The 13,223-nt window shown below is 57.3% G+C and carries 10 protein-coding genes; 3 read left to right on the top strand and 7 right to left on the bottom strand.

The window, feature by feature from the left end; all coding sequences use genetic code 11:
- Positions 1–36: 36 nt before the first annotated feature.
- Positions 37–2,769, bottom strand: coding sequence for a DNA polymerase I (polA, locus tag G364_RS0108185; protein WP_019934659.1), 2,733 nt, complete (start codon positions 2,767–2,769; stop codon positions 37–39).
- 303 nt (positions 2,770–3,072) lie between these two features.
- Between polA and elbB the strand changes: the two genes are divergently transcribed.
- Entirely contained in the window at positions 3,073–3,720 is a 648-nt protein-coding gene (gene elbB / locus G364_RS0108180) for an isoprenoid biosynthesis glyoxalase ElbB (protein WP_019934658.1), read from the top strand.
- A gap of 264 nt (positions 3,721–3,984) precedes the next feature.
- Here the strand turns inward: elbB and G364_RS0108175 are convergent, their stop codons facing one another.
- The 3 genes from G364_RS0108175 to G364_RS0108165 all read right to left on the bottom strand — a co-directional run bounded on the left by G364_RS0108175 (position 3,985) and on the right by G364_RS0108165 (position 6,490).
- Positions 3,985–4,644 (bottom strand): 7-cyano-7-deazaguanine/7-aminomethyl-7-deazaguanine transporter, encoded by a 660-nt coding sequence (locus G364_RS0108175; RefSeq protein WP_019934657.1) that lies wholly within the window; start codon positions 4,642–4,644, stop codon positions 3,985–3,987.
- Positions 4,645–4,763: 119 nt separating this feature from the next.
- Positions 4,764–5,024 carry a DUF3630 family protein gene (locus tag G364_RS0108170; RefSeq protein ID WP_040614570.1) on the bottom strand — a complete coding sequence of 87 codons (261 nt, stop codon included), beginning with the start codon at positions 5,022–5,024 and terminating at the stop codon, positions 4,764–4,766.
- Positions 5,024–6,490 (bottom strand): protein adenylyltransferase SelO, encoded by a 1,467-nt coding sequence (locus G364_RS0108165; protein WP_019934655.1) that lies wholly within the window; start codon positions 6,488–6,490, stop codon positions 5,024–5,026. Before G364_RS0108165 ends, G364_RS0108170 begins: the two co-directional genes overlap by 1 nt.
- An 86-nt stretch (positions 6,491–6,576) precedes the next feature.
- On the opposite strand from G364_RS0108165, the gene G364_RS0108160 reads away from it, so the two are divergent.
- Entirely contained in the window at positions 6,577–6,876 is a 300-nt protein-coding gene (locus G364_RS0108160) for a c-type cytochrome (RefSeq protein ID WP_019934654.1), read from the top strand.
- Between the two features lie 53 nt (positions 6,877–6,929).
- Here the strand turns inward: G364_RS0108160 and recQ are convergent, their stop codons facing one another.
- Positions 6,930–8,756, bottom strand: a complete 1,827-nt coding sequence (recQ, locus tag G364_RS0108155) for a DNA helicase RecQ (RefSeq protein WP_040614569.1) — start codon at positions 8,754–8,756, stop codon at positions 6,930–6,932.
- Between the two features lie 151 nt (positions 8,757–8,907).
- Between recQ and rarD the strand changes: the two genes are divergently transcribed.
- Positions 8,908–9,837, top strand: coding sequence for an EamA family transporter RarD (rarD, locus tag G364_RS0108150; protein ID WP_019934652.1), 930 nt, complete (start codon positions 8,908–8,910; stop codon positions 9,835–9,837).
- Positions 9,838–9,860: 23 nt separating this feature from the next.
- Here the strand turns inward: rarD and uvrD are convergent, their stop codons facing one another.
- Together uvrD and G364_RS0108140 are read right to left on the bottom strand one after the other, a co-directional pair.
- The gene (gene uvrD / locus G364_RS0108145) at positions 9,861–12,029 is read right to left on the bottom strand and encodes a DNA helicase II (RefSeq protein WP_019934651.1); all 2,169 of its coding nucleotides are present in this window, start codon (positions 12,027–12,029) and stop codon (positions 9,861–9,863) included.
- A 179-nt stretch (positions 12,030–12,208) separates the two neighbouring features.
- Positions 12,209–12,916: an HAD-IA family hydrolase gene (locus G364_RS0108140; RefSeq protein WP_019934650.1), complete on the bottom strand. Its 708-nt coding sequence runs from the start codon at positions 12,914–12,916 to the stop codon at positions 12,209–12,211.
- Positions 12,917–13,223: the final 307 nt, after the last annotated feature.

Here is a 13,223-nt window from a genome sequence, read left to right as displayed (position 1 = left end):
CGTAAGTTTATTTCACTATCGTTATTTTTTATCGCATTAGTGAGCCTGATCCCAGTTATCACCCACACCGGCTTCCACCAGCAGCGGCACATCCAGACTGGCCGCCTGCTGCATCAGTTCGCAAATTTTCTGCCGGTAATCTTCTGCCTTGTCTTCGCGAATTTCAAATACCAGTTCATCGTGAACCTGCATCAGCATACGCACATCGTCTTCGGGTAACTGTGTTATCCAGTCGTTTACCAGCACCATGGCTTTTTTAATGATATCGGCCGCCGTGCCCTGCATGGGAGCGTTGATAGCGGCGCGCTCAGCGCCCTTGCGCCGGGCACCATTTTTGGATTTGATCTCCGGCAGATACAGGCGACGGCCAAACAGGGTGGACACATAGCCCAGCTCGCTGGCCTGCTCGCGGGTTTCTTCCATATAGCGCAGCACACCCGGATAACGTTCAAAGTAGATATTCATGTATTCCTGGGCTTCATTCCGGCCAATGCCCAGCTGGCGGGCCAGACCAAAAGCGCTCATGCCGTAGATCAGGCCAAAGTTAATGGCTTTGGCCCGGCGGCGCTGTTCGCTGGTCACCGCTTCAAGATCCACACCAAACACCTCGGCGGCGGTGGCCCTGTGAATATCCTGACCTTCAGCAAAGGCCGTGAGCAGTCCCTTGTCCTGAGACAGATGCGCCATAATGCGCAGCTCTATCTGGGAGTAGTCTGCCGCTACCAGCTTGTAGCCCTTTTCAGCCACAAAGGCCTGGCGAATGCGGCGTCCTTCCGGTGTGCGGATGGGAATGTTCTGCAGGTTGGGATCTGACGACGACAACCGGCCGGTGGCAGTATTAGCCTGATGATAAGAGGTATGCACCCGGCCGCTGTGCTCATTCATCATCTGGGGCAGCTTGTCGGTATAAGTGGACTTGAGCTTGCTAAGTACCCGGTATTCCATCAGTAATTTGGGCAAAGGGTAATCCAGCGCCAGCTCCTGCAGTACTTCTTCGGCGGTAGAAGGCGCACCCTTGGGCGTTTTTTTGATCACCGGCAGTTCCAGCCTGGTGAACAGAATCTCGCCAAGCTGCTTGGGAGAGCTGAGATTAAAGGGCTCACCGGCGAGTTCGTGGGCTTCCAGCTCCAGCTCTTTCAGCCGTTTGGCAATTTCATCACTCTGAATGGCCAGCAGCTTGCCGTCGATGCGCACGCCTGTGTATTCCATTCCGGCAAGAATGGGTACCAGCGGCATTTCAATGTCATTAAATACGCTTTCAAGAGACGGCTCGGCAGCCAGTTTTTCCGCCAGATGATGGTGCAGCCGCAGAGTAATGTCAGCATCTTCCGCCGCATAGGGCCCGGCCTGCTCCAGTGGGATCTGGTTAAAGGTCAGCTGCTTGGCTCCCTTGCCGGCAATGGCTTCAAACGGTGTGGTGCTGTGATTAAGGAAAAATGCCGCCAGGCTGTCCATATCGTGCCGGGTCTGCACCGAGTTGAGAGCATAAGACTCCAGCATGGTATCGAGCAGCGTGCCCTTCATGTGAATGCCGTGATTTTTCAGCACATTGATATCGTACTTCAGATTCTGACCCAGTTTGATGCGGCTCTCATCTTCCAGTAACGGCTTGAGCGCACCGAGCACGGTTTCTTCGCTCAGCTGCTCGGGTGCATCCAGATAATCGTGACCAAAAGGCACATAGGCCGCCTGTCCGGCTTCTACTGCAAATGATACCCCTACCACACGGGCATCCCGGTAGCTGAGACTGGTAGTCTCGGTATCAAAGGCAAACAGAGGCGCGGCTTCCAGCTTTTTAATCCACGCATTCAGCTGCGCCTGCTCGGTCACCAGCTGATAATCGGTTTCCATGGCCGCCGCCACTGGCGCTTCTTCCTGAGTGGCGGGATCCAGCTCAGCCAGCAGATTACGGAATTCAAACTCTTGATAAAGAGCGCGCAAGGCCTCGGTATCGGGCTCGCTTTGCTGCAGATCCGCCGGCCCCACGTCCAGCTCCACATCAGTCTTGATGGTAGCCAGGGTATAAGACAGCCGTACCTGCTGCTCGTGCTCGACGAACTTGGCGGCAAACGACTTGGATCCGCGAAAGCCCAGCTCGGCAATTTTGTCGGTATTGGCGGCAATGTCGTTGATGGAGCCCAGCCCCTGCAGCAGCGCCAGTGCCGTTTTCTCACCCACACCGGGCATGCCGGGAATGTTGTCTACCTTGTCGCCTACCAGCGCCAGCAGATCGATAATCAGCTCCGGCGGCACACCAAATTTTTCCACCACGCCGTCCCGATCGAGAAAGCTGTTCTTCATGGTATCCATCAGCAGCACATGATTCGATACCAGCTGGGCCATATCCTTGTCACCGGTACTGATCACCACATCCAGCTGCTGCTCGGTGGCCTGCCGGGCCAGGGTACCAATCACATCGTCTGCTTCCACTCCTTCTTCGATCAGCAGGGGCAATCCCATGGCACGGATAATGTCGTGAATGGGCTTAATTTGCTCACGCAGATCATCCGGCATGGACGGCCGGTGTGCCTTGTATTCCGAATAAATCTCATCGCGAAAGGTTTTGCCCTTGGCGTCGAATACCACTGCTACTCTTGAGTCGGGAAACTGCTTGTGCAGGCTGCGCAGCATATTGGTAACCACACGAATGGCACCGGTGGGCCGGCCATCGCTGGTGCGCAGATCCGCTTGCTGAGAAGCAAAATAGGCACGATAAAGATAAGAGGATCCATCAACCAGGATCAGGGGTTTGGCAGGAATGGCAACCATGGCGTCTTCTCGTTATTGCGTTGGCCGCTAGCATGCCACAGCAGGCCGCCGGACTCCACGGCAATGCCGGTTGATCCTGTGGATAACTCTGTGAAAGGATGATCCGATCTGGATCCGGGGAATTTAAATTAGTTGTTTTATTTCATAAGCTTATATTGTTAAGCAGCGTATTGATAACAGATCCTGAATTGTGGAAAATCGACAGTAATGAAATATTGCATCAGGATTAAACGCAATAAGGCTAGCACAAGCCGGCGGTTTTGCTGCCGGCATCATTAATTTCACACCAGTAAGGAGCACAACATGAAAAAAGTTGCCGTAATTCTGAGCGGCTGCGGCGTGTATGACGGCGCAGAAATTCACGAGGCGGTACTGTGCCTGCTGCACCTGGCCCGCAATGGTGCCCGCTATCAGTGCTTTGCTCCCGACAAGCCTCAGCATCATGTGCTGAACCATGCTTCCGGTGAAGAAAGTAGTGAACAGCGCAATGTGCTGACCGAAGCCGCCCGCATCGCCCGGGGCGATATTCAGCCCCTGAGCGAACTCAATGCCGACGACTTTGATGCTCTGCTGCTGCCCGGTGGCTTTGGCGTAGCTAAAAATCTGTGTAATTTTGCCTTTAAAGGGGCGGAATGTGAGGTCGACAAGGAAGTACTGGCGGTATGCAAAGCCTTTGCTCGTGCCCGCAAGCCTGCCGGCTACTGCTGCATTGCTCCTGTGCTGATCCCAAAAGTGTATCCGGCCGGAGTAAAAGGAACGGCAGGCACAGATGCTGCCGTGGCAGACGCCTTTATGGCCATGGGCGGTGAGCATATCGGCTGTGCCGTGACGGATATGGTGGAAGACGAACGCCACAAGGTGATTTCCACCCCCGCCTATATGCTGGCAAAAAACATTACCGAAGCCGACACCGGCATTGGCAAACTGGTGAAGCGCCTTTTAGAAATGTAACCCCAGCCTCTTGCTCCAGTCCCGATTTGTCGGGACACCCGTATCGCCTGTTAGCCCGCTTGCCCGAATAAATTCGGGCCTACAATACAAAAAAGGGCCGGCAATAAGCCGGCCTAAATACTCTGGAAGCAATGTGAGCAATGTCGTGCCTTCAAAAACGGTCGCGCCCTACTGCTGAATGGGGCCTTGTTTGGAAAGCAAGTTAACGATAATCGTTATCATTACTTATTGCAACCCCTATTCCTGTATTCTTCTGCACAGTAATTAACGGCTGGTTTGCAGTGCCGCTTGGTCGTCGCCAAGAATGCGACGGCTCAGGTATTTCAGCAGCAGACCATAGGCGGGCACAAACAGGCCCAGGCTGAACACCAGCTTGAAGCCGTAGTCCACCCAGGCTATTTCTACCCAGTGCTCGGCCATAAAGGGATCCGGCGAGCGCCAGAATGCCAGGCTGAAAAAGGCCAGGGTATCAACCAGGTTACCGAAAATGGTGGAGCAGGTGGGGGCCACCCACCAGGCCTTGATTTGCCTCAACCGGTTAAACACCGACACATCCATAATCTGCCCCAGCACATAGGCCATAAAGCTGGCCAGGGCGATACGGGCCACAAACAGATTGAATTCTGTCAGCGATCCCAGGCCCTGATAGCTGGCCTCGAAAAACAGCACCGACAGCACATAAGAGCTGACCAGCGCCGGCAGCATGACCGCAAAAATAATACGCCGGGCCAGATCAGCACCAAAAATCCGCACCGTCAGATCCGTGGCCAGGTAAATAAAAGGAAAGCTGAGTGCGCCCCAGGTGGTATGAAAACCAAACAGGGTAAAGGGCAGCTGCACCAGATAGTTACTGGCAGCAATCACGGCAATATGGAACAAAGACAGGCGTATCAGCGCCGAGCGGTACTGTTGAGCGGAGATCATGTATCACCTTTTTGATAAATGGGGTTAGGGAACCCATTGCGGGTAAGCAATGAAAAACCGCCGCATTCTAGCGGTTTTTTAGCCACTTGTCTTCATTTGAAGTAAAAAGCCCGGCCTGATTACCTGCGGTTCCACTGTGCGGTGAGCCAGAGCGCCACGGCTTCATCCTGTGCACTTAATGCTTCCAGCCAGGCGCAATCGCTATAATGCTGAAAGCACAGAAACAGCCGGCTGCCTTCAAAATCCACCAGCCACTGGTGATAATCGGCACCTGCTTCCCGCTCCAGCACGATCAGCTCCAGTGCCCGGGCCAACGCATTGGCCCAGTCGGGAAAGGTTTCAATGCTTAAACTGGTATCGCTTTTTAATGGGTTCATCATCAGGAACTGCATGAAATACAAAGGGATGCCGCCCACTCCGGGGCCGGCTCGGCATAGTGCTCAAACCCCGGCTGCTCATCAAAGGGCGCGGCCAGCAGCTGCAACAGGGTATCGGCTTCGGCCATATCGCCCTGCTCCGCCTGCTCAATGGCGCGCTGAGCCAGATGGTTGCGCAACACGTATTTGGGGTTGACCGCGTCCATGGCTGCCCGACGCTCGGCCTGAGTGAGGTTTTCCTGCGCCAGTCTTGCCCGGTAGCGGGCAAACCAGTCCTGCCAGGCATCAGGGGCGGGCAACAAGGCCAGCAAGCTTTTCGGCAGCTCGCCCTCGGATTCAAGCAGCGCCAGCCGCCGAAACCAGCAGCTGTAATCCACTTTATGTTCGGCCATCAGGCTGAACATGTCCCGGAACAGGGCCGGATCTTCTTCCCGCCACTGCTCAAGCCCCAGTTTTTGTCGCATCAGTTCAGAATAGCGGCTCAGCAAGGCATGCTCATATTTGCCCAGCGACTGCTGCAGGGTTTCCAGCTCAATATGGCCAGACAGCGCCTGGGCCAGCCGCTGCAAATTCCACAGCCCCACCGCCGGCTGCTGATCGTAGGCATAGCGGCCACCGTGATCGGAATGATTACAGATATGATCGGGATCATAGGCATCAAGAAAACCATAAGGGCCATAATCCAGAGTCAGGCCCAGCATCGACATATTGTCGGTATTCATTACCCCGTGGCAAAAGCCGGCCGCCTGCCACTGAGCAATCAGCCCGGCGGTGCGCATCACCACCCGCTCAAACAGCTCGGCGTAGCCTTGCGGGCTTTTGGCCAGATCCGGCCATTGAGTGTCTATCAGATAGTTCAGCAGCTCGGGAATACGCTCGGGCTGGCTGCTGTAATAAAAGTATTCAAAGTGGCCAAAGCGCAGATGGCTGGCCGCGGTACGCAACAGGGCAGCACCGGTTTCAGTCTGCTCTCTGTATACCGGCTCGTCACTGCCTACCAAAGACAGCGCCCGGGTGGTGGGAATGCCAAGATGGTGCATGGCTTCCGAGGCCAGATATTCCCTGAGCGAAGAACGCAGCACGGCACGACCGTCACCAAAGCGGGAATAAGGGGTTTTGCCTGCGCCTTTCAAATGCAGATCCCAGCGCTCACCGGCCGGCGTGATCACTTCCCCCAGCAGCAGGGCCCGCCCGTCTCCCAGCCGCGGGCTGAAACCGCCAAACTGGTGGCCGGCGTATACCTGAGCAAAAGGCACCATGCCCGGCAGCAGCTGCTGACCACTGGTCAGCTCCAGCCACTGCTGGTCGCTTAATGAAAGCCCCAGCTCATCAGCAAGGTCATAGTTAACCAGCAACAACCTGGCAGAATCCAGTGATGTGGGTGCAACTCTGGAGCCGGCCCACTCAAAACTTGCATATTGGTTGTCTATTAGCACATTATCACCTTGAGACTCGTCAAAGGGTTTCATTGTTCGCCTCAGCTTAACGTATACTGCCACTGCTCAAAAGCTGAGCCCGGAAGCAATTAGTGAATTAATAATAACGGAGTTCTATGATGAAGAAACTGATGACAGCTGCCGCTGTAATGGCCATGATCAGTGCCCCGGCCTTTGCCGCCGGTGATGCCGAAGCCGGCAAAGCCAAGTCTGCCGTCTGCGCAGCCTGCCACGGTGCCGAAGGTATTTCTCAGATGGATATCTACCCTAACCTGGCCGGTCAGAAAGCTGCTTATATCGTAAGCCAGCTGAAAGCATTCAAAAACGGTGAGCGTAATAACGCCATCATGGCACCCATGGCCATGCCACTGTCCGAGCAGGATATGGAAGATCTGGCGGCCTACTACGCCAGCCTGTAATCGCTCATTCTGCAAGGCGACAGGTCCGCACATGCGGACCTTTATTTTTAGCCTCAGCCTTCCCGCCGCAGCAGCTCAAGAAACGCCTCACCAAAACGTTCCAGCTTGCGCACCCCCACACCGTTAATGCCCAGCAGTTCACTCTCGGTTTTAGGCCGGTAACGGGCCATATCAGTGAGCGTGGCGTCATTAAATACCACATAGGGCGGCACATCGGCTTCTTCTGCCAGCTGCTTGCGCAACTGTCTCAGTGCCTTGAACAGAGCCCTGTCTTCCGCCCGGGACAGACCGGCTTCGGCCTTGTCTTTCTGCTTCACCCGCACCAGCCGGGGCTCGGCCAGCTCAAGCCGCACCTCACCGCGCAGCACCGGTCTTGCCGCCTCGGTCAGCTGTAACACCATATTGCGGGTAATATTCTGAGTGAGCAGGCCGGAGTGAATAAGCTGGCGCAGCACGCTGACCCAGTGCTCCTGACTTTTATCCTTACCAATGCCGTAGGTCGATAGTTTATCGTGACCGTGTTCCCGCACCCGCTGAGTATCGGCACCGCGCAGCACTTCCACCACATAGAGCACGCCAAAGCGCTGGCCGGTGCGATAGACGCAGGACAGCGCCTTTTGCGCGTCTTCGGTGCCGTCGTAGCGTTTGGGCGGATCCAGACAAATATCGCAGTTGCCGCAGGGCTCGCGCTGATATTCACCAAAGTAGTTGAGCAGCACCTGACGCCGGCAGGTAAGTGACTCGGCAAAGGCCGCCATCACATTCAGCTTGTACAGCTCCACCTGCAATTGCTGTTCGTTGTCGCTGTTTTCCAGCAGCCGGCGCACCCGGCCCACATCGGCCGGATCGTACAGCAGCATGGCTTCCGACGGCAGACCATCGCGCCCGCCCCGGCCGGTTTCCTGATAGTAGGACTCGATATTTTTGGGAATGTCGTAGTGCACCACAAAGCGTACATTGGGCTTGTCGATGCCCATACCGAACGCCACCGTGGCTACCACTATGTCGAGATCGTCACGAATAAAACGCTCCTGCACCGACTGGCGCAGCTCCAGGGGCAGGCCGGCATGATAGCTGGCCGCCTTGTGACCCCGGGCCAACAACCGTTCTGCCACTTCTTCCACCCGCTTGCGGCTGGAGCAATAGACTATGCCGCACTGACCACTTTGATCCGCCACATAGCGCACCAGTTGATCCAGCCCCTTGAATTTTTCCACCAGAGTGTAGCGAATATTGGGCCGGTCAAAGCTGGCAATGTGGATCAGCGGCTCGGTCAGGTTCAGCCGGCCCAGCATATCCTGACGGGTGGCTTCGTCGGCGGTGGCGGTGAGCGCCATAATGGGAATATGTGGAAACCACTGCTTAAGCCGGCCCAGCTCGGCATATTCGGGGCGAAAATCGTGGCCCCACTGAGAAATGCAGTGCGCCTCATCGATGGCAAACATGGACAGCTCAAGCTCACCGAGGCGCTCCATAAATTCGTGCTGCAGCAACCGCTCCGGTGACACATACAGCAGCTTGATCTCGCCCCGGCGCAGAGCAGTAAAATGGCGCAGCATGGTTTCCCGGCTGAGAGAGCTGTTGATATAGGCCGCCGCCACGCCGTTGGCCACCAGCGTATCAACCTGATCCTTCATCAGCGAGATCAGCGGTGATACCACCACCGTCAGCCCGGGCCGCAACAGTGCCGGTATCTGATAACACAACGACTTGCCACCGCCGGTGGGCATAATCACCATGGCATCCCGCCCGGCCACTGCGGCTTTGACTATCTCCAGCTGACCTTTGCGAAAGTCCTGGTAGCCGAACACCTGTTGCAGTACACCATGAGGAGTGTCGGGAATGGGGACGGAAGCGGTGTCTTCGGTTTCGGGATTCATCTCGGTCAGCCGGGCAAAAATGAACAGGCATTGTAAGGCAGGGGGCGAAAACAATAAACCGCAAGCCCGGCCGACAAAGTTGCATTTGTTACTGGTTGCCGGTGACAGCTGGTATTAAACTGCATTATTGACTCATTTTTAATGATACGAAATGGAACAGGATCAATCCGCTCGCGGCGCTCTGCTCGCCCTGTGTGCCTATTTACTGTGGGGCCTGGCCCCTGTTTATTTCAAGCAGTTGCTCGAAGTGCCGGCCCCGGAAATTCTGGCACACCGGGTGGTGTGGTCCTGTTTGTTGTTGCTGGGGCTGATTACCGCCCTGGGCTATTGGACCCGGGTGCGGGCGCTGCTGCGCCGGCCAAAGTTATTGCTGTTACTGCTGGTATCGTCACTGGTGATCGGCACCAACTGGCTGGTGTTTATCTGGGCGGTGAACAACAACCATATTCTCGATGCCAGCCTGGGCTATTACATCAATCCGCTGCTGAATATCGTGCTGGGCATGGTGTTTCTGCAGGAGCGCTACCGGCCACTGCAGTGGCTGGCGGTAGCGCTGGCCGCCGTTGGCGTGCTGGTGCAGTTACTGGTATTTGGCAGTCTGCCCTGGGTGGCCTTGGTGCTGGCATTGTCGTTCGGCACCTATGGGCTGATTCGCAAGCAGGTGCCGGTGGACCCCTTTACCGGCCTGCTGCTGGAAACGGCTGTGCTGCTGGTGCCTGCCCTGTGGTGGCTGTGGGGGTTTGAGTCCGCTACCGGCAACCTCACCGCCAACCCCGCCGATCTCAACCTGCTGCTGCTGGCCGCCGGTCTGGTCACTACCGTGCCGCTGTTGCTGTTTGCCGGTGCCGCCAGCCGGCTGCGGCTGTCGACCCTGGGCTTTTTTCAGTATCTGGCCCCCAGCCTGGCGCTGCTGCTGGGGGTGCTGGTCTATGACGAAGCCTTTACCACCGACAAGGTCATTACCTTTGCCCTGATCTGGACCGCACTGGCCATCTACTCTGCCGATGGCCTGCGCCAGCGGCGGCGGGTAAAGCGTGAAGTAAAACCACACCGCAACTCAAAAGCGGTCAACAAAGTCTGACAACTTACAGCTGACGGCTGCTTTTATAAGGCTTCCAGCCGGGCGTAGGCGGTGACCAGCCATTTGGATCCGCCATCGTCGAAGTTGACCTGCACCCGGCTCTGAGCACCGGCACCTTCATAGTTGAGCACCACTCCTTCTCCAAACTTGGGATGCAGCACTCGCTGGCCCAGGCGAAAGCCGGTCTGGTTAAAGGTGTCCTGCACTCTATCCTGACTGAAACGACCGTTGGGAATGGTACGGGTCACCTTGGCCTTGAGCCGGATTTCTTCCAGGCAGTCGGCGGGCAGCTCCTTGATAAAACGGCTGGGGCGGTGAAACATTTCCCGGCCATAGAGGCGGCGGCTTTCGGCATGGCTGATGTAGAGCTTTTCCATGGCCCGGGTCATGCCCACATAGGCCAGCCGGCGCTCTTCCTCCAGCCGGCTGCTTTCTTCCGCCGACAGCTGGCTGGGGAACATGCCCTCTTCCACCCCCACCATAAACACCAGCGGAAACTCCAGCCCCTTGGCGGAGTGCAGCGTCATCAGCTGTACGGCATCGTCAAACTGATCCGCCTGGCCCTCGCCCGCCTCCAGCGCCGCGTGAGACAAAAACGCCGACAGCGGCGACATGTCTTCTTCTTCCGACGGGCTGAACTGGCGGGTGGCGGTGACCAGCTCCTCGAGGTTTTCCACCCGGGACTGGGCCTTTTCGCCCTTCTCGGCCTGATACATGGCCTTGAGGCCCGACAGCTCAATCACCCTGTCGGTCTGCACATGCAGCGGCAGCTCGCGAGTGTCGTCTTCCAGCTGGTTGATCAAATTGATAAAGCGGCTCACCGCCGCAGCGGCCCGGCCGGTCAGCACCTTTTCCTCCACCAGCACCCAGGCCGCCCGCCACAGGGTCACTTCCCGATCCCGGGCCGCCTCGCGAATAAGCCCTAGAGTGCGCTCGCCAATGCCTCGTGTAGGCGTGTTGACGATGCGCTCAAACGAGGCCTCGTCACCTCTGTTGTTAATCAGCCGCAGGTAGCCGAGGGCGTCCTTGATTTCCTGCCGTTCAAAAAAGCGCAGGCCGCCATAAATGCGGTAGGGAATACGCTCCTGAATAAGCGCTTCTTCCAGCACCCGGGACTGAGCGTTGTTGCGGTAGAGAATAGCGCTGTCGCTCAGGCTGCCGTCCTGATTGCGCCACTGCTTGATGCGCTCCACCACAAAGCGGGCCTCGTCCACCTCGTTAAAGGCGCTGTACACGGCAATGGGCTCACCTTCGGTGCCCTCGGTCCACAGCTCCTTGCCCATGCGCTCGGCATTGTTGGCAATCAGCCGGTTGGCGGCCTTGAGAATGGTGCCGGTGGAGCGGTAGTTCTGCTCCAGCCGCACCGTCTCGGCACCGGGAAAGTCTTGCAGAAAACGGGAGATATTTTCCACCCGGGCACCGCGCCAGCCATAAATGGACTGATCGTCGTCCCCCACTATCATGACCCGGGCGCTGTCGCCTGCCAGCATGCGCAGCCAGGCATACTGAATATTGTTGGTATCCTGAAACTCGTCCACCAGAATGTGCTGAAAGCGCTGCTGGTAGTGCGCCAGAATGTGCGGCTTGTACAGCCACAGCTCATGGGCGCGCAGCAGCAACTCGGCAAAGTCGACCAAACCGGCCCGGTCACAGGTCTCCTGATACACCTGATAGATCTGGCGATAGGTCTTTTGCAGCGGGTCGTTGAGCACCTGAATATCACCCGGGCGCAGACCTTCGTCCTTGCGGCCGTTGATGTAGCCAGCCACCTGACGCGGCGGCCACTGCTTTTCATCCAGGTTCAGGCTTTTGAGAATACGTTTAAGCAGGCGCAGCTGGTCATCCGAGTCGAGGATCTGAAAATCCTGGGGCAGGTTGGCGTCCAGATGGTGCGCCCGCAACAGCCGGTGCGCCAGACCGTGAAAGGTGCCCAGCCAGAGGCCGAACAGGCGGCCGCCCAGCAGTTGCTCCACCCGGCTGCGCATTTCAGCGGCGGCCTTGTTGGTAAAGGTGACCGCCAGTATGCCCGAGGCCGGCACCTGTTCCACCTGCATCAGCCAGGCAATGCGATGCACCAGCACCCGGGTCTTGCCGCTGCCGGCACCGGCCAGCACCAGCATATTCTGGGAAGGGGCGGCCACCGCCTCTCTTTGCTTGTCGTTCATGCCGTCAAGCAGGCTGGATACATCCATCACAACTCCTGTCTTTCATTTGAAGACAATACCGTGCAGCCGGGAGGGGGAAAGGCAGCCAACGCCAACACGCAGCACGTACATCCATGTATGCTCGACGATGGCATCCCTGCCATCGACGGTTGGCTAAGGCTACCCCTTCCCCTTCCCGAATATCGTGTATTGCTGTAAGCCGGCGATTATAACAGCTCGAGCAGATGCTCCAACCGCGTCAGGGCCACCTGGGGCAAACACTGCAGATCCGCTTCGGTGCGGCCGTTGTCGTTGAGCCACACCGCCTGACAGCCGCTGTGCACGGCACCGGCCACATCGGTGCGAATATGATCGCCGATATGCAGAATCTCGCCGTGGTCCACCCCGGCCTGCTGCGCCAGCCGGTCAAACAAGTCCGGTGCCGGCTTCATGCGGCCATGGGGGCCGGCCTTGAGCACGATGTCGAAATAGGGTGCCAGCTCGGTATGCTCCAGCGGCATATTGCCGTTGGTGATCACCGCCAGCCGGTACTTTTCCTTAAGCGCGGTCAGCACTCTGTGAGTGGCCTCAGGCACCACTATTTTGCCCCGCTCGGCGAGAAAGCCCTGATAAAAGGTCTCGGCCAGCTGTTCCGCTTTATCTTTTGGTAACCCCTGCTGACACAGACCTTCTGCCAGCACACGCAGCCGGCAGGCGCTGACATCGTGAGCCAGGGCCGGCTCTTCGGCAATCAGCCGGCGTTTGATCGCCGCCAGATTGTCCTTGCCCAGCAGAGTGGACTCCGGGTAATCGTTACGCAGCGCCTGCAGCAGCCAGTTCTCGGCTGCTGTCATTACCGGCACGTTGTCGTAGAGGGTGTCGTCCAGATCAAAGCTGAGCACCTTGACCGGTGCCATTCGTTTGTAAAAGCGCATGCATGAGTTCCGGTTTCAAAAGTCAGTGCAGGAATTCTAACCTGCTTTCGTCTTTCCCTTCACGCCTCGAAAACCGTCTGAGCGTCCTCGCCGGCGAAGCAGCAGCTGGGTTACCTCCGCCGACACGCTTCCAGCCCCTCCATGGGACGCTCGGCAAATGCCATCCCTGGCATTTGACGGTCGGCTTCACAATCCCAGCTGCGGCTTCGTTTGGCCTTGGCGTCGGTTGTCAGCGAGTCATTTGGCAACTCGGTGGTGAACAAGGAGGGCAAAGGGTGTCTGCTTCGCCGCGCCCTCTGCGCCAGGG

This window comes from Oceanimonas smirnovii ATCC BAA-899 (assembly GCF_000381965.1).
Taxonomy (GTDB): domain Bacteria; phylum Pseudomonadota; class Gammaproteobacteria; order Enterobacterales; family Aeromonadaceae; genus Oceanimonas; species Oceanimonas smirnovii.
Note: the sequence above shows the minus strand (reverse complement) of the source record. Positions and strands in the feature narration are given on the sequence as shown.

What these genes read in the sequence shown, in the direction of transcription:
- polA (WP_019934659.1), bottom strand. Translation starts at nt 2,769, where the DNA reads ATGGTTGCCATTCCTGCCAAACCCCTGATCCTGGTTGATGGATCCTCT.
- elbB (WP_019934658.1), top strand. Translation starts at nt 3,073, where the DNA reads ATGAAAAAAGTTGCCGTAATTCTGAGCGGCTGCGGCGTGTATGACGGC.
- G364_RS0108175 (WP_019934657.1), bottom strand. Translation starts at nt 4,644, where the DNA reads ATGATCTCCGCTCAACAGTACCGCTCGGCGCTGATACGCCTGTCTTTG.
- G364_RS0108170 (WP_040614570.1), bottom strand. Translation starts at nt 5,024, where the DNA reads ATGATGAACCCATTAAAAAGCGATACCAGTTTAAGCATTGAAACCTTT.
- G364_RS0108165 (WP_019934655.1), bottom strand. Translation starts at nt 6,490, where the DNA reads ATGAAACCCTTTGACGAGTCTCAAGGTGATAATGTGCTAATAGACAAC.
- G364_RS0108160 (WP_019934654.1), top strand. Translation starts at nt 6,577, where the DNA reads ATGAAGAAACTGATGACAGCTGCCGCTGTAATGGCCATGATCAGTGCC.
- recQ (WP_040614569.1), bottom strand. Translation starts at nt 8,756, where the DNA reads ATGAATCCCGAAACCGAAGACACCGCTTCCGTCCCCATTCCCGACACT.
- rarD (WP_019934652.1), top strand. Translation starts at nt 8,908, where the DNA reads ATGGAACAGGATCAATCCGCTCGCGGCGCTCTGCTCGCCCTGTGTGCC.
- uvrD (WP_019934651.1), bottom strand. Translation starts at nt 12,029, where the DNA reads ATGGATGTATCCAGCCTGCTTGACGGCATGAACGACAAGCAAAGAGAG.
- G364_RS0108140 (WP_019934650.1), bottom strand. Translation starts at nt 12,916, where the DNA reads ATGCGCTTTTACAAACGAATGGCACCGGTCAAGGTGCTCAGCTTTGAT.